This window comes from Candidatus Hydrogenedentota bacterium (genome assembly GCA_035416745.1).
In the GTDB taxonomy this organism is placed as follows: Bacteria; Hydrogenedentota; Hydrogenedentia; order Hydrogenedentales; family SLHB01; genus UBA2224.
The window spans coordinates 111,044-127,309 of the sequence record DAOLNV010000005.1 but is presented as its reverse complement, the minus strand read 5'-3'; the positions used below and the strand labels follow the sequence as shown (position 1 = coordinate 127,309).

The 16,266-nt window shown below is 57.6% G+C and carries 15 protein-coding genes; 4 read left to right on the top strand and 11 right to left on the bottom strand.

Annotation, left to right across the window (positions count from 1 at the left end; genetic code table 11):
• The 8 genes from wecB to PLJ71_03655 form a co-directional block, all read right to left on the bottom strand.
• On the bottom strand, positions 1–747 hold a 747-nt coding region (gene wecB, locus PLJ71_03690; protein ID HQM47762.1), incomplete at its 3' end, for a UDP-N-acetylglucosamine 2-epimerase (non-hydrolyzing).
• Positions 744–1,805 (bottom strand): DUF354 domain-containing protein, encoded by a 1,062-nt coding sequence (locus PLJ71_03685; GenBank protein HQM47761.1) that lies wholly within the window; start codon positions 1,803–1,805, stop codon positions 744–746. The genes PLJ71_03685 and wecB, both read right to left, overlap by 4 nt.
• A 10-nt stretch (positions 1,806–1,815) precedes the next feature.
• On the bottom strand, positions 1,816–2,496 hold the full coding sequence (locus tag PLJ71_03680) for a class I SAM-dependent methyltransferase (protein HQM47760.1): 681 nt from the start codon (positions 2,494–2,496) through the stop codon (positions 1,816–1,818).
• A gap of 6 nt (positions 2,497–2,502) precedes the next feature.
• Positions 2,503–3,372, bottom strand: a complete 870-nt coding sequence (locus tag PLJ71_03675) for a sulfotransferase domain-containing protein (protein HQM47759.1) — start codon at positions 3,370–3,372, stop codon at positions 2,503–2,505.
• On the bottom strand, positions 3,369–4,124 hold the full coding sequence (locus tag PLJ71_03670; GenBank protein ID HQM47758.1) for a hypothetical protein: 756 nt from the start codon (positions 4,122–4,124) through the stop codon (positions 3,369–3,371). The genes PLJ71_03675 and PLJ71_03670 overlap by 4 nt, the downstream gene beginning before the upstream one ends.
• Positions 4,125–4,127: 3 nt before the next feature.
• The gene (locus PLJ71_03665; protein ID HQM47757.1) at positions 4,128–5,084 is read right to left on the bottom strand and encodes a glycosyltransferase family 2 protein; all 957 of its coding nucleotides are present in this window, start codon (positions 5,082–5,084) and stop codon (positions 4,128–4,130) included.
• 35 nt (positions 5,085–5,119) lie between these two features.
• Complete coding sequence (locus tag PLJ71_03660) at positions 5,120–5,707, bottom strand: acyltransferase (protein HQM47756.1); 588 nt, start codon at positions 5,705–5,707, stop codon at positions 5,120–5,122.
• A gap of 202 nt (positions 5,708–5,909) precedes the next feature.
• Complete coding sequence (locus tag PLJ71_03655; protein ID HQM47755.1) at positions 5,910–7,091, bottom strand: hypothetical protein; 1,182 nt, start codon at positions 7,089–7,091, stop codon at positions 5,910–5,912.
• 247 nt (positions 7,092–7,338) lie between these two features.
• On the opposite strand from PLJ71_03655, the gene PLJ71_03650 reads away from it, so the two are divergent.
• The 4 genes from PLJ71_03650 (at position 7,339) to PLJ71_03635 (ending at position 12,995) form a co-directional block, all read left to right on the top strand.
• Positions 7,339–7,893: an acyltransferase gene (locus PLJ71_03650; protein ID HQM47754.1), complete on the top strand. Its 555-nt coding sequence runs from the start codon at positions 7,339–7,341 to the stop codon at positions 7,891–7,893.
• A gap of 69 nt (positions 7,894–7,962) precedes the next feature.
• Positions 7,963–9,189 (top strand): glycosyltransferase, encoded by a 1,227-nt coding sequence (locus tag PLJ71_03645; GenBank protein ID HQM47753.1) that lies wholly within the window; start codon positions 7,963–7,965, stop codon positions 9,187–9,189.
• A gap of 34 nt (positions 9,190–9,223) precedes the next feature.
• A complete protein-coding gene (locus PLJ71_03640; protein ID HQM47752.1) occupies positions 9,224–10,444 on the top strand; it encodes a glycosyltransferase in 1,221 nt (406 codons plus the stop codon).
• A gap of 262 nt (positions 10,445–10,706) precedes the next feature.
• The gene (locus tag PLJ71_03635) at positions 10,707–12,995 is read left to right on the top strand and encodes a protein kinase (protein HQM47751.1); all 2,289 of its coding nucleotides are present in this window, start codon (positions 10,707–10,709) and stop codon (positions 12,993–12,995) included.
• Here PLJ71_03635 and tsaE read toward each other — a convergent pair.
• Genes tsaE through PLJ71_03620 form a run of 3 tightly spaced genes read right to left on the bottom strand, consistent with a single transcriptional unit; the run spans position 12,992 to position 16,055 of the window.
• Complete coding sequence (gene tsaE / locus PLJ71_03630; GenBank protein ID HQM47750.1) at positions 12,992–13,477, bottom strand: tRNA (adenosine(37)-N6)-threonylcarbamoyltransferase complex ATPase subunit type 1 TsaE; 486 nt, start codon at positions 13,475–13,477, stop codon at positions 12,992–12,994. The two genes, PLJ71_03635 and tsaE, sit on opposite strands and share 4 nt — an antisense overlap.
• A complete protein-coding gene (gene glgA / locus PLJ71_03625) occupies positions 13,477–14,958 on the bottom strand; it encodes a glycogen synthase GlgA (GenBank protein HQM47749.1) in 1,482 nt (493 codons plus the stop codon). The genes tsaE and glgA overlap by 1 nt, the downstream gene beginning before the upstream one ends.
• Positions 14,955–16,055, bottom strand: a complete 1,101-nt coding sequence (locus tag PLJ71_03620; protein ID HQM47748.1) for a Nif3-like dinuclear metal center hexameric protein — start codon at positions 16,053–16,055, stop codon at positions 14,955–14,957. The genes glgA and PLJ71_03620 overlap by 4 nt, the downstream gene beginning before the upstream one ends.
• Positions 16,056–16,266: the final 211 nt, after the last annotated feature.

Genomic DNA, 16,266 nt, shown 5'->3' with positions numbered 1-16,266 from the left:
GCCCAATCGCCGGAGATTGGCGCCAGTTCGCGGATGAACGGGAAACACGACAGGAAAGGTCTTGCAAACTTCCTCCAGAATTTCCAGGATACGCAGCAGGCCCTCTTCCGAATCCACGTTCGAGGGCCGATGAACCGTCATTACCGCGTATCGCTTGTCTTGGAGCCCGAGCTTCCGGGAAGCCTCAGCTGCCTTGATAGCAGGCAAACATGCCACCAGCGAATCAATCATTACGTTGCCGACCAGAAACGCCTTTTGTTCCCTTCGGAGTCCCTCGCGCTCCAAGTTCGCCATCCCCGCCGGTTCACTGACAAATAGAAACCGCGCGAGGCGATCAACCAGCAAACGGTTTATCTCTTCGGGCATCGACATATCGAAGCTTCGTAATCCTGCCTCGACATGCGCAATCGGGATGCAGAGTTTCCCGGCAGTCAGCGCCGTGGCCAGAGTAGAATTGACGTCGCCCACCACCAGAACGAGATCAGGAGAATCACAGACACACAGTTCTTCAAATTGCGTCATTATGTCAGCCGTTTGCCTGGCGTGACTTCCCGGCTGCACGCCCAGGTAGCAGTCCGGTTCAGGGAGGTTCAACTGTTCGAAGAACAACTCCGACATGGCGCGGTCATAGTGCTGTCCCGTATGTACCAGTTTCGCGCTGATTCTTGTGCTTCTTGAGAACTCCCGCATGAGCGGAGCCATCTTTACAAAATTGGGGCGGGTCCCCACCACGGCAAGAATCTTCATGTACAGGGCCCCCGCTTCCCGGTCATGTACTCCTCGACGAATTGGACCATCCAGGAGGTCATGTCGCCATGTTCCGCGAGGTAGCGTTCGCGCTTCTTCATCCACTCTTCCTTGAGGTTTCTCCGTGCAAGGAGTTCTTCGATCTTCGATAGCATTTTCTCAAATTCGCTCGGCCTAAAGCCATAGGCCAAATCGTACTTTGACTCAAGTTCGTCAATTACCGTGGTTCTCCCTACAAACGAGTTGCAGCGGAGCGCGGGCGTCCCAAGTATCGGCGCCTCGACGCTCATACTCTGGCTGTCGCCCACAAAGAGCGTGGCATAATGGAGCGCGTCATGGATGCGGTTCGGTTCGATGCGAAGCCGGTACGGTTCAAAATCGGGGTCCAACTCCGTCTCGGACGTGATGAATACCCGGCCACGAGCGGCAAGAAACGCGACCAGCCGTTTCTTGGCATCGATGCTGAGCCCGCCTTCTCCAATATCATGGCTCGCACCCCAAGCGATGAAACGCACTACAAAATACGTCTCGCCGGGTTTCACGCCAAGTTCATCCAGCACGGACGGGTCTGGCGTGAACCATTTGGGATGCGTATCCGCGAGTTTATGGGAACTGTTGTGCGTGTAGACCTTCTTCCCCCACGTATATGACAGACAATTGGGCAACACAATGGCATGCGCAAATGGAAAGGACAGCCAGACAATGAACCTCACCAGGCTCGGGTCGCTCTCCATAAACAGGATGGACTTGGCCGGGTACAGCCGCGAGATATGCGTGATTGTGACGGAAGTGCCCAGCATGACATCGGGCTTCACCTTCATGGCGTACCGAAGCATTTTCCAGTCCCGCTGAACCATCTCACAGGCCATCCCGAGAAGCCCCTTGCGGTGGGATGACAACACCGTGTACTCGAAACCGTACTGGTCCAGAAGCCGGATCACGATGTCTTTGTCCCGCGCCGTCCAGAACACCGCATGCCCGCGCTTCTCCCATTCCCTCGCCGCACACCGGAACAGATGAACGTGAGCTGGATGATTCACATCTATGAGGATTCGCATCAGGTGTGTCCTACGCCCCCTCCAGCTTGCGAACCACAACTGTGGCCCGGAGAGGCAGGCCGCTGAGTTTCGTAAACGCGGTGGCTGCGGCGCTGCCGGGCGGGTCCATGGCGTGCCGCCGGAAAATCAACCAAGTCAATGGATTTGCGGCGAAGCGCCTCTCGATTCGAAACCCTTCGAAAACCGCGAAGTGCTCCACGTATTGCGAAAGCGTATGATTCATGCGGGTAGTCTTGCGCCCGCTGAGATCCGTCGTCTTGCGGAAAATCAGAACGCCGCCGGTCTTGAGCAATCCCAGCAAGGTCCTCATGAACCCCTCCTGAGTCCGCAGCTCTTGCGTATTATAGGTGGGAAATCCGCTCAGGAAGACGGCGTCCAGGCTGCCTTTTCGGACGGGCAACGCCAAAGCATCCCCTGTGAGATACATGCCCCCGCCGAACCCCCTTGCCGCCTTACAGATCCCCGCCTCTGCAAGGTCCATTCCATACGCATGTACCCCATTGCGCCGGAACAATTCTGTATACCAGCCGGTACCGCAGCCGATATCCGCCAACAGCTTCCCTCGCAGCCCCAGGGCGTTCACAAGCGTACGAATCTCGATGGGGTCCGCCCAGGAAAAATGCTTGAAGTCCTTCCGGGCATAGAAGTTTTCGTAGAGGTCTTTGGCTTCTTCTCGGTCATAGGCCTCCACGAGTACTCAAAACCTCCTGTCTTGCTCTTCGGCCGCGTAACCGTATCGTGCCATCAGAAAGCCGCATAGTTCGGCGAGTTGCTTCTTCCTTTCAGATGTCCAGTCACTGTAACTCGGAAAATACGTCTTCTTGCTTACATTCGTTTGCTTTCTGAAGACGGATTCAAACCTGGATTCGTGCGGGATGTCTAAAAAAGAAAGGAAAGAGGCGAGCACCTCTTCACGCCGCTCTCCGAACATAACGTCCTCGAAACGCAGTCGCATGTAGCGCGGGCTGTCCGAAAACAGTATCTCCAGCAGCTCGTTTTTGAACCGCCAATGCCAGCACACACGCTGAAATTCGTCCAGCGCCCGCCACTCACGAAACGAGAACTCTCCTGCCAGCCATCCGTTGGGGTGCCAGCCTGGCGCCCCCTTGTTGGCGATATAGCTCTTGAGACGCGTATGCGTCCAATTGAGATACGAGGGAACAAAGGTGCGAGGATCGCGAACGACATGCACAATCCGGACATTATCAAAGGCATCATGTAAGATCTTTGCCGCCAGATGGTCAAAGGCGAAACTTTGCACATAGTGCCTGCACTTGGCCTTTCTGATCTGGGGGATTCGGATACGCCGAACAAGCGCCTGCAGGGCTCGGGTGGGCAGGAGCCCGTCAAGCCAGAGATTTGACGCGCACGTCAACAGCCTCGAGCCTGGAGGCTGGTGATGGCATTCCAGAACTTCTCCGGCCAGGCCTTCCGCAAAAGCCTTCGTTCCCGTGCGCGCGGTCGAGAGTATGAATACGACACGCTCAGGAAGGTCAGCGTTGCACTCGTCCAGTGGAGTTTGCGAGCGTTCCAGCTTGCAGAGGCGTCTGAGTATCGCTTCTTTCACGTGGCCCCGGCTCCCAGCCATGTCTTCAGGCCGTTGACAAGCCAGTCGAATATGGAATGAAGCGCCACCGCCGCGTTTCCTTCAGGCCAGCGTTCAGGGTGCGTGGTTATCAGCACCAAGGGCTCCGTCCGCGGCTGGAGCACACCCGGCAAGTCATTGGGAGAGGTGGGATTACGCAGATTCTTGCCATTCGACCAATCCCTGCGGTTATGGGGACTGCCAAATATCCCGCCTGTGTCAGTCACGTAGAAGACTCTGGAGAAATCCATGTGTACCTGCGGTTCCCCAAGCAAACCGAGAGACTCAAGATCCAGCCCCTCTGAAAACCGCATGTTTGAGAATCGCGAGAGCGGGCTGCCGTGCGCGGCCACGGTTGCTACCTCGGCGAGTTCCCGCAACCGTGCAAGCTCCTCTCTGAAGAGTATCCGGGCATGTTCGGTGTTGCCTTTTGCCTGCGTCATGACATCGTAATGATATCCGATTTCATGCCCCATCACGGCAATTTCGCATACGGCCTTTTCCGGGAAAACACCCCTGGGACGGCACCTGAAATAGTATGTCGACAGGAACCCGGCCTCGGACTCAGCCTGTGCCATTCTGACGGCCCGCCCGGAAAGTCTGTCCACATCATGCCGCAAGAAAATGAACGGCTCAGGATACTCTCCCCAGTACTGCTTTACGGGCCCCGCATCATAACCCCGTCCACGGAGGGCGCCGAGCATGTCCATATAATCCGACAGAGGAAACGCCACCGCTCACTTCCCCTGGAGGTCTTTATTGGCCTCCATGTCGAAAAGCATCGCGAATAAAATGGACTGGAATCCCATAAAAGCGCAGAAGAGCACGGCAAATGCGTTCTCAACGGTCACCGACGCTCCCTGAGTCCATCTGAAGATGAGGCGCACCGCCAACGGAACGTCCAACAGCAGCATGAACCCTCCCAGAAGGTAAAAAAACACGAGGGGATGGGTATTGCGGATAATGTACTTCTGCACCATGCGGTACATGAAAAGCCGGAAAAGAAGCAAGGGGATCGTGAAGAAGACCTTGCGGATCTTGATCCCCGATGTCTCCCCGATATTGTAGACGGGTTTCACATGAACGTCTTTCACGCGAAAGTCGTAGACGTTCAGCTTCACCAGCATGTCGTTGGGCATGCCATAGCGTTTGTATATTCTGTCCAGGTCAAGGGTCTTGAGCACTTGGAGCGACGCCACCGTGTAGCCCGTCTGTGAATCGGCCACATGCCAATAGCCCGAGGCGATCTTGGTCAGCAGGGAGAGTCCCGAGTTGCCCAGATACCGAAGCCTGGGAATCATGTGCCACGCGTCTCCGTAGAAGAGCCGGTTGCCTTTCGTATAGTCCGCACGCCCCTCGACAACGGGGTCGAGGAGTTTGGGCAGGTCGTCGGGGTCCATCTGCGCATCACCCGCCATCACGGCCGTACAGTCTATCTCGCTGTCGCGCGCCCATTTATACCCTTCCGCGATGGCCCCGCCGACCCCCTGGTTCACTTTCAGGTCGAGCAACGCGACGCGGTCCGGGTCGCGACGGACATATTCCTGCACCACCACGGCCGTGTTGTCCGTGCTCTTGTCATTCACGACAAGTATCTTGTCCACAAAGGATGGCATCGTCTCGATAACCTTCCTGATCAGGACTTCTTCATTGTACGCAGGCACAACCACGGCGACGGTCTTTTCCCTGTACATCGATGCTCCTATGCTCCGCCGAACGCCACTGCGGCTCAGGCTGGTTCAGCAGTCATAACCACCACTTCGGCGCCTTCGCTCCTGTACTCCCTGCCGCAGGCGGCGCAACACGTCTCGTTGCCGCCCCCAAACCTCAATCGTTCGCCGCACCAGCAGACCCAGCCTTTGAGACGCGCCGGGTTGCCGAATACCAGTGCGAATGGGGGGACATCTCTCGTGACGACCGACCCGGCTCCCACAAATGCGTATCTCCCGATGCGGACTCCGCAAACAATGGTCGCGTTGGCGCCGATTGACGCTCCGCGCTCGACCACCGTTTCCTTGAATTCGTCGCGACGGCTCACATGACTTCGCGGATTGACGACGTTCGTGAACACCATCGAGGGGCCGCAAAAGACGTCATCCTCCAGGCGCACACCCTCATACACACTCACGTTATTCTGGATCTTGCAGTTGTTCCCGATAGTCACGCCGGGTCCAATCATCACGTTCTGACCGATGTTGCACCGTTCCCCGATATGGCTCTTCTTGAGCACGTGGCTGAAATGCCAGATCTTGGTGCCGGGCCCGATTTTACAGTCCTCATCAACGATCGAGGTGGGATGCACATAAAACTCGCTCATAACACTCCATTCTCGTCAGGTGAACTCGCCTCGTCTGCAGCAGGGGAGAGCCGGCCGCGGACACGGCGAGACGCTCATTCCCCAGCAGCGCCTCCACATGACCCATTGACTGTGCATAATTTCGTTCTCACCACAGAACGGACGAGAAGCCATACTAGCGATTTCCAGGGAACACTCGCAAATGACCGGTTTGCGCAGAGGCCTATTCTCGCAACGCGTCGATAATGCGCCTGAAGCTCCCGCTGAGCGAACTCGGCGACAGTTCTTCGCGCACCCGAAGGATGTTCGCGCACTGTTGTTGGTAGCGTTCCTTGGGAAAGCCCCGGCACAGGCGGATTAGCAGGCCGCGCATTTCTTCAAACGAATCAACCATGTAGCCGATATCGCCCATCCGCTCGAAATAATGTTCCACATACGCATTCCGAACATAGATTCCTGGTTTGGCGTAATACAACGAGTCGAGGAACGACGCGCTTGCCACCAGCCGGTAGTGTTCCGGCTCGCCTGTCCACACCGAATACGTCAGCGCGGATGCCCGGTTTGCGAACTCGTCAGCGTCCAGGGGCTTCGTTCCCACCCCCTGAACGGCGCCGCAGTGCTCCGTCTTTTCGCCTCCCTGCGTAGCGAACCCCGCCAGCACGAACTCGGCGTTTGAGGTTTCCCGCGAAACCTCGAACGCGAGCCTGCAAAACCAGTCAAAGCGCTTGATAGTGCTGGTCGTGCCCAGGAAGCCGAACCGAACCGCCCCGTCGCCTGCATTCGACACAGGCGCGGCAGCCGGCCATAGATAGGGATGGTCGAGTCCCACGAAAGTTCGCGCCAGCCCCGGATGCTCCAGTCTGAGGTGGCGCATGATAGGTTCTCCCAGGGCGACATAACCCAGCCTGCGCGGATGCGGAAGACGCATCACGCGTTTGAGGTGTAGCGCCCAGTGCCACGGCTTCCAGGGAGCGGGACGCTCCAGCGAGCCGAGTATTCCGTGCAGGAAAGCCACCACCGGCTTCGGAAAACGCGAGAGCCACATCAACGGTTTCAGAAACAGCAGGCCAGTGTTTGTTACCGAGCACAAAACAACGGAATCCACGTCTACGTGCTTCGCTTTCCGAAGGACCTGCCGGCACCACGCCCATTCTTTCCTCAGGATCTTGAAGCCGTTTGCTCCCCTGACGGGAACCTCAATCGGTATCCATGAAACAGCGCCTTCGAACGCGACCTTGTGCTTCTTGAGATGTTCTTGGACCAGGCGAAGATGCTTCTCCTCGCCCAGGAACGAAACCGGCCATCCCGGATACGCTTGCAAGACCGTGGCCAATAGCGCGGAATTGAACGGCACATGCACAAATCCGGTGCACTGCGGCTCACATACAATTATTCGTCGCGTCACCGCAAAACCCCTTATTGAGTCTCATGAGAGGATGCGGTAATGAACGCCGGGATTTCAATGCTGACACGAATGCATTCGGTCTGCTAAGATTCCGTTTGCCGTTCGGATGGGGTATGGCAGGGTGCGTGCGTTCTTTTTGAGGACGCCGATTGTTGGTCTACCGTCTATACTTGGGGAGATATCAGGGATTTCGGGATGCAGGGCGTGGTTGCTCCCTGGATGTCCAATTTCCTGTGGGAAGTTGACGATGCCAAGCCTGAAACGCAAAAGCAAGACTATGTTGCTCATGCTCTATTTGGCGATTGCCAATCACTTGGTGAATAGGATTCCCTTGAACGGCGTGCGGAACTTCCTCTACCGCCGCCTTTACGGCATCAGAATGGGCCGCGGCTCCGTCATCCACATGGGCCTTTTTGTCGAGAAGCCCCGTTGGATTTCCATTGGAGAGCACACCCTTATCAACCCCAACTGTATCCTGGACGGACGAAGCCGCTTGACCATCGGCAATAATGTCGATATTGCCATGCAAGTCGCGATTTTTACCCTCGCGCACGATATTCGTTCTGCTGATTATGAAGTGAAGGGTGCGCCCGTCGTAATCGAAGACCGTGTCACCGTATTCTCCCGGGCGACTATACTCCCCGGCGTGCGCATCGGCGAAGGTGCTGTTGTGGCGGCGGGAACCGTGGTCACGCGGGACGTGGACCCCTATACCGTTGTGGCAGGAAACCCCGCCCGAAAAATCGGCGTTCGGCCCCGGGACTTGACCTACACCCTGCACGTGACGCGGTATTTTCACTGATTTATTATTGAAGCTCAAAAAACCTGCCGTCCAAGCTGCTGGCGGCGTTGGGCGGGTGGAGCGCATGCCGTGAGAATCCTGATGATGTCCACGTCGTTTCCCTATCCCCCGACCCACGGGGGCGCTCTGCGGGTGTGGAACATTCTTGCGCAGGTCGCACACCGGCATTCGGTAACATTGCTTGCCATGGTGCCGCCGGACACCGAACCGTCGCGGGATGCCGTTGCCGAGGTACTCAAACTGGCTCGGCGTGTGGAACTGGTTCCGTTGCCGAAAAGCTTGGCGGCGCGAATCTGGAATGCTTCAGCGTCGCTGTTTACCGCGACCCCGTATACCATTGCGAATTTCCGGGTTCCCGCTTTCGAGGAAAAGATTCGGGAAATGCTCGCGGAAGAGCGTTACGACCTTGTCCATGCCCACTATCTTCACATAGCCCAGTACCACGAGGCTTTCGGGGACATGGTTCGCTATTTCGACTGCCAGAATATCAACCGGCACCTGTGGGCGCGTTACGCCGAGTCCCCATCGACCGGCGCACTCCGCGGTGTTTTTGCGCGCCGCCAAGCCCGCCTTCTGGAACGCTTCGAACCGGCCATCTGGAAGAAATTCGACGTGGTGACCTTTTGCTCGGAAGACGAGCGGGACTATGCCGCCGAACACTTGCCAGGCGGCCCGTACTTCGTATCGCCTAACGGCGTGGATTGCGCATATTTCCAGCCATTTCAGACCGAACCGGAGCAGCATGCTATCGTATTCAGCGCGTCCATGAACGCAACCCAGAATATCGATGCGGCCGTTTACCTGGCAGAAGACATTCTTCCGTTGATCCGGGCGCGTTACTCAGACAGTATGCTCTATCTCGTTGGCCAGAAGCCCGCGCCGGAGGTAAAGCGTCTGGCCTCGGCGAACATCGTAGTCACGGGGACTGTGGATGACGTGCGTCCCTATGCAGAAAAAGCCGCGGTATATGTGGCGCCCATTCGTATCGGCGGGGGGACGCGCCTGAAAATCCTGGAAGCAATGGCGATGGAGAAGGCCGTGGTATCAACTACTGTCGGAGCAGAAGGGATCCGGTGCACTGCGGGCGAAGACATCATCCTCGCCGACAGCACGGAGGGGTTTGCGTCGTCGGTACTCGCCCTGTTTGAACATCCTGAGGAGCGGTTGAAACTCGGCCGGGCAGCCAGAAAGCTTGTCGAAACCACATATGAATGGAGCGCGATTGGAGAGAAGATAGAGCAGTATTATCAGATAGCATGCGAGAACGCGCGGAAACGGCGGGGGAGACCGGCATGAGGCCTGCTATCCATGATCCGGGGCATCACCATCCATGAAGGTCCTCTTCCTCACACCGCGTCTGCCCTATCCTCCGGCTGGCGGCGACAAGGTGACTGTTTACAGCCACATCCGGCTGTTATCGCCACTGGTCGAGTCCATCCATCTTCTTTCCCTGATTGAGGACGACCGAGAAACAGAATCCGCGCGCGCATTCCAGTCCGAGTTCCCGAATCTCACCGTCGAAACCATCCGGCTCTCCCGTACCCGGTCGCGGTGCAACGCGGTTCTGGGGCTTGCAGCGTCGGCTGAACCGCTGCAGGTTCATTACTATCATTCCGCGCGCTTTGCCCGCCGCGCAGCAGAACTGGCCCGAGAAAACGCGTTTGATGCCTGCTACGCTCATCTCGTGCGCATGGCGCCTTACGCCAGGAACCTTCCGGTACCCGTCAAGACCTTGTGTATGACCGATTGCCTCACCCTTCGCTATGAGCGCTCCGCTCCTTACGCAAAGGGAATCGCGCGCCACATCGAAAGAATCGAGAGAGAACGTATGGCAGCCTTCGAGACCCGCTGCACGGAAGACTTCCTCTTTTCCATCGTGGTTACGGACCTTGACCGGCAGAAGCTCCTTGAACTCGGAGCGCGTGGCCAAATCGTTGTGATCCCGTTTGGAGTGGACCTCGGCATGTTCTGTCCTGAAGAAAGCGAGCGGCGCGATTCGGACACCGTCGTTTTTCTTGGCAACCTTCACAGCGCGCCCAACCGCGATGCGGTACGTTATTTCGTGGATACCATTTGGCCACGGATTCGAAAGCGGAAGCCAAGTGCCCGATTTATCATCGTTGGTGTCAATGCTCCAAGCTGGATTCAGCGTCTGCATGGTAAAAAGGGCATTGAAGTTGCCGGGGCCGTCGCCGATGTCCGCCCATTTTTGCGCCGGGCCGCATGCACGGTGTGCCCTATGCGGATCGGGGCAGGGATTCAGACCAAGAATCTCGAGTCTCTCGCCCTGAAGACGCCGGTCGTCAGCACAACCGTTGGTTTCGAAGGGCTGGAGGCGCAAGAGGGGGAAGGGGTGCTTGTGGCAGACTCTCCGCAGGAATTCGCCGACAGGGTTCTTCTGGTGCTCACGGATTCCGGGCAACGGACACGGCTGGGCGAGGCAGGCCGCAGAATCATCGAAGAGCGCTATGATTGGAATACCCGGGCTCAGGCGTTGTATTCCCTGCTTTCGGGCAAATTGCCTGGGACGGGAGTGGGGCAGGCACCGTAGCTCAAGGGCATAGAAGCCCCTCCTCTGCAATCTGTGGGGCGGGATTCAGCGCGGCGGGGCTCTTGAACCGCTCGTTCTCCGTTTCGCCCTCAACGGCGGTCTTGTGGGGCCGCCCGATTGGGGCAAGGTGCATGCCTGAACCGTTCCACGCATTGGGAGCCACCGATTTCCTGCCTCGAACCGCCGTCGGGCTTGTTCTTTTGCGGGAAGGGAATTAGTATGGATCCGAGTTGGGTGCGGGAAACAGAGCGGAAGAACGACCATGCGCTACATCATCTGGTTTTGGGACTTGGCCGATTGGCCGCTGCGGTATGCCGAAAAGCTTGCCGACAAGGAGTTTGCGGCGGCGTTTCACCTGATAGCCCGGCTTTTTGTGATTCTGGCGGCTCTGTACATTCTTGTTGATCTGAGTTCGCGCATTCACAAGATTGTCCGGCGCGGGCGCCGTACCACCTGGGTGGATGCGGCCGACATTGACGCCCTCGCTTCCACGAAAAACGTAGATGTGGTTAACCAGGTGCGTTCACGTCAGCTGTTGAAGGAACAGGCGCGCCAGCTCAAGGAAGCAAAGGACTACGGCAAGCTCGCAAACCTGTACTCCGAGGCGGGACATCCCAAGGAAGCAGCCAAGTGGTACAGGAAAATCGGCAACCACCACAAGGAAGCCATGGAGATTGCCAAGTCAGGCAATACGCTCAAAGCGGCCCAGCTCTTTTTGAAGGAAGGCGACTACGAGTCTGCCGCGCAGTATTTCATGGAGAACGCGCGGTATCAGGACGCTGCCGCGGCCTATGAAAAGGCCGGTAAACCGGTACTCGCAGCCTCGGCTTACGGCAGAGCCGGCAACATAGCCAAAGCGCTTCAGATGTTTGTCAATTACTTCAGGACTACGGGCGACGCCATGGAAATCCAGGTCCAGGCGGCGACCGAATGCTACAAGACGATTCAAGACGAACAGATAGCCGCATCGCTCAGCGAAGCGCAGCGGCGCGAACTCCATCCGCTTCTCGCGGAACGCTTCGAACGGGCAAACAACCACGATGTTGCTGCCCGTCTTTTCCGCAGCGGAGGCGATCTGGTGCGGGCCGGAGAAACCTACATACTCGCCGGCAATCTCGAGGAAGCCGCGGTTTGCATGAATGAGGCAGGAAAGAAGCAGGAGGCCTCGCGCATCGTCGGCCGGTTCCATGAGGGCAAAGGAAACTGGAAGGAAGCGGGCACTGCCTATGCTGCCGCCGGCGATTTTCTCCGGGCTGGGGAGGCCTTTTCCAAGGCCAAAGACGCCGGCCGGGCAGCCGACTGCTTCCTGCGCGCCGGGGAGTATTACCGGGCGGGGTTGGCCTTCGCTCATGCAGGGCGGTTCGCGGATGCTATCAAGGTTCTGCAGCGCGTAAAGGAAGACCATCCTACGTTTGAGATCTCGCGGGGACTACTCGGTCGTTGTTTCTACGAAATGCACGATTACGCTCACTGTGTCGCGGCTCTCGAGAATCATCTCACGGGAAAACGGGTCGACACCGCGCTGCTCGAGTACTTCTACATGTTGGCACTCGCTTATGAACAAACGGGACGCCTTGATGATTCTCTTCAAATCCTGCGCAAAATCCACACTGTGGACCTTGAATTCCGTGACGTAAGCCAGCGCATATCAAGCATTTCCACGCGGATCAGCATGAAGGCGGGACCCGGTACCGTGCTTCAGCCGGGAGCTCAGGGCGCCACTGGCGGACAGATGATGAAATCAGTGGAGAATGCCCTCGAAGGACGTTACGAGCTCCAGAAGGAACTGGGACGCGGTGGTATGGGCGTGGTCTATCTTGCCCGGGATAAGCAATTGGACCGGCCTGTCGCACTGAAATTCCTGGGCTCGCTCATCGATGATTCGGAGGAGTTTCGGGAGCGGTTTGTGCGGGAGGCTCGCACTGCGGCGAAGATCTCCCACCCGAACATCGTGAGCATTTACGATATCAGCGCAAGTGAAGGCCGCGCATACATTGCAATGGAATACGTCGAGGGAGTGAGCCTCTACCGCTACCTGGCCAAGAAGGGCGCGCTGATGCCGCGCGAAGCCGTGAATTTCATCGTGCAAGCCTGTTCGGCGCTCGGGGCAATTCATAAAGCGGGCATTACCCACCGCGATATCAAGCCCGAGAATATCCTGATTGCCAAGGGCGGTCTTATCAAGATCATGGACTTCGGTCTGGCGAAATCCGAAGACAACCGCCTCACGCGGGCCGGCGTCGTCATGGGAACGCCAAGCTACATGTCGCCCGAGCAGGCTTTGGGAAAAGAATCGGATGCGCGCAGCGACATCTACTCGATTGGCATGGTGTTGCACGAATGCCTTACCGGAAAAATCGTCTTCGCCAGCGGAAACGTTATCCAGCGCCAGGTACAAGAGATGCCGCCGCCGCCAAGCGCCGAAAACGATAAGATCCCCGAGGCACTCGATGATATCGTGATGAAATGCATCCAAAAGAAACCCGAAGAACGGTACCAGAACATGGAACGCCTGGCGGCGGACCTGCGAGTTTTGAGCCTTGGCGATTAACCCCGTTTGTGGCCAGTCGCGCGCGAGAGATGCTCTTGCCAGCCGTTCCCAAGCAGATTACGGTTGCGTAAGGTGAGCCGGCGGAGGTCTCGGCCAGCATGCTCGAGCAGAATGTCCAGCCTGTTTTCGGGAAGCAGCGTTTCAGCGCGCTCGGCCCACTCGATGACGCAAATATCGTCGGAATCGAACAATTCCGCGTATCCCAGATCTTCGACCTCTTCCGGGCCGCTTAACCTGTATAGATCGACGTGCAGCAGGGAAGGGTTTTCGCCGTACTGATTGACCAGGGTAAAGGTTGGGCTGTGGACATAATCCGCGCCGGCGAAACAACGGGCCATTCCTGAAACCAGGCACGTCTTGCCCGTCGCCAGCTCCCCGCGCAGAGCAACGACGGAGCCGCGCGGCAGCAGTCCCGCCAAGGCGGCCCCGAGCGCGCGCGTTTCCTCGGGCGATGCGGTCTGTATTACCCATTCCGCGTTCATCAGGGTTTTGCCATCGCCTCTCGATAGAGTGCCTGGTAGGCGCGGGAGGAGCGCTCCCAAGAGAAGTTCTCGGTCATTCCTGCTTTTCGAAGGCGTTCCAATACCGTGGGGTTTGAGTAGAGGCTGAGGGCGCGCCGCACTGCCTCCTGTAACGCTTGCGCGCTGGGGTGGCAGAAGACGATCCCCGTCGCTTCCCCTGCCTCGATATTCTGAGGCGTGGCGTCCTGGACCGTGTTGGCCAGACCTCCCGTACGATGCACGACGGGCAGGGTCCCGTAAGCCAGACTGTACATCTGCGAGAGTCCGCAGGGTTCCGAACGCGAGGGCATGAGAAAGTAATCGCATCCGGCATAAAACTGATGAGCCAGCTCTTCGTCGTACCGCAACACGACCTTGAGCCGTTCGGGATTCCTCTGAGATGTTTCCGCCAGACGCCGTTCCAGTTCGGGATCTCCCGAACCCAGAACAACGATCTGAAGATCTTCTAGGAGAAGAGCGTCAAGCGACTCGATAAGCAGATCTATTCCCTTTTCGTAGACCAGACGCGAAACGCAGCAGAACAGAGGAACGTTTTTCACCGGCAAATTGAGTGTTTGTTGCAGAGCGGACTTGCATCGGGCCTTGCCGGTCAGTCTGTTCCGCGAAAAACGGGCTTCGATGAGCGGGTCTCTCCAGGGGTTCCATTCCGAGTAGTCAATCCCGTTGAGAATCCCGCTCACGTCAGCCGAACGCGTACGCAGGAACCCGTCTAAGCCACACCCTCCCTCGGGGGTCTGAATCTCCTCTGCATAGCGCGGACTCACCGTGTTGATCTTGCTGGAGAACGCGATACCTGCCTTCATCACGTTTACATCGCCGTAGAACTCGAGGTAATCGGGTGCGAACAGATGCTCGGGCAGACCCGTGTGATAGAACTGGCCGCCTGGAAAACGCCCCTGGTAAGTCAGGTTGTGGATAGTAAAAACCGTCGGCAAACCGCGCCATGTGGGATTGACCCGCTGCGAGACTTTCAAAAGCGCCGGAACCAGCGCCGTGTGCCAGTCGTTGCAGTGTACCACGTCGGGGACCCAGCCAGTTTGGGCTACCCCCTCGAGCGCGCCGAGCGAGAAAAACGCAAACCGTTCGAGGTTGTCCGAATAGGGTTGGCCGTCCGCCTGGTACAAACCGCTGCGCGCGAAATACAGTCCCTGTTCGATCAGGTAGATTGGCGCATTGGAACCTGGCAGCGACGATAGGCGAACCGCGCCAGCGATGTGAGTGCCTCCCAGGTACACCATGAACGTGCCAAGCCGGTTACCGAGCCATTTCTTGTCGAGCGTCGCGTAGCACGGCATCGCGAGCCGAACGTCGTGTCCCATCGAGATGAGCGCCTTGGGAAGGGAGTTGGCGACATCGGCAAGCCCGCCCGTCTTCGCGAGGGGAGCAACCTCTGACGCAACAAACAGGACCTTCAACGGCTCGTCTTTTCGCTTCGCAGTCATTTTGTCACAATCTTGAAAAGCTGGGGTTCAGCATAGGCATATACACGCAACCCCTTGCATCGTTTCCGCAAGTACTGCGCAAGAACAGGGACGATTGGCCGCTCGGTGATTTCATGGCCGGCATCGATGACCGCCAACCCTCTTTGCCGGGCCTCGAGTCCCTCATGGTACTTTACATCGCCGGTGACGACGACATCCACGTCACGCGGCACGCGTTTGAGTTCCGAACCGCCGCTGCCGCCAATAACCGCCACCTGCTGCACCTTCCTTTTCAGTTCGCCTGCCACCCTCACATGGTCCGTCCGCAACCGTGAACGCACGTCCTCCGCAAACCGCCCCAGGGAAATTCCGGCTTTTAGACGGCCTCGTGCTCCTAAGCCGGTTTCGGGGTCCGGATTTTCCAGCGCAATAATATCGTAAGCAGGCTCCTCGTACGGGTGGACCTCGAACATGGCGCGCAGGACGCGGTCCAGGCGGACTTTTGGCACGAGTGTCTCGAAGCGCAGTTCGGGTTCTGAATTGAGGACGCCCTTGCGCCCGCTGAATGGGTCAGCCGTCGCAGCGGGTTTGAAAGTTCCGGTGCCAGGCGCCGAAAAGGTACACTCCGTATAGTCGCCGATTTTGCCTGCTCCGGCATCGCAGACGGCGCTCCGAAGAATCTCCAGATAATCCGGTGGAACAAAGGTGACCAGCTTGACCAGCCGGGCATGCTCGACGGGAAGCAGAGGGTGCATATCCTCGATCTCTAGAACCTTGCCCAGACAATGGCTGACACCTTCCCGCACGACATCCAGATTCGTGTGCGCCGAATAGCAGGCAATGTTGGCCTCCGCCAGCGCCAAGCATAATGCGGCACAGGGGTCATCGCGCCTCAGTGAAGCCAGAGGAGTCCATATCAACGGATGGTGGGCAACGATCAACGACGCCTTACGGCGTTTGGCCTCCTTCACGGTGTCCGGCTCGACAGTAAGGGACACGAGAACCCCGCACACTTCGGAATCAGGATCGCCGGTATGCAATCCTGACTTGTCCCATGAATATGCTGAGCCCGGAGGAGCAATTTCATCAAGGAGCAAGCAGATGTCGCGGACTTTCATGTCGTTTCCCGGAGAACGTGTCAACTGTCGGGTGCGTCCCTATTCATGGAGAGCATACCTGGGGGAGCTGCAGATGTCCAGGGACCCCAATTATGCCATTGCCCCGGAACAGCTTGGCGTAGGGTGTTCCGGGTTTCAGGGAGTTTTGAACACTAAACCCTCCTTTTCTATTTTTTTCACCTTGCACACAACATATAGCGTCCCAGACAAA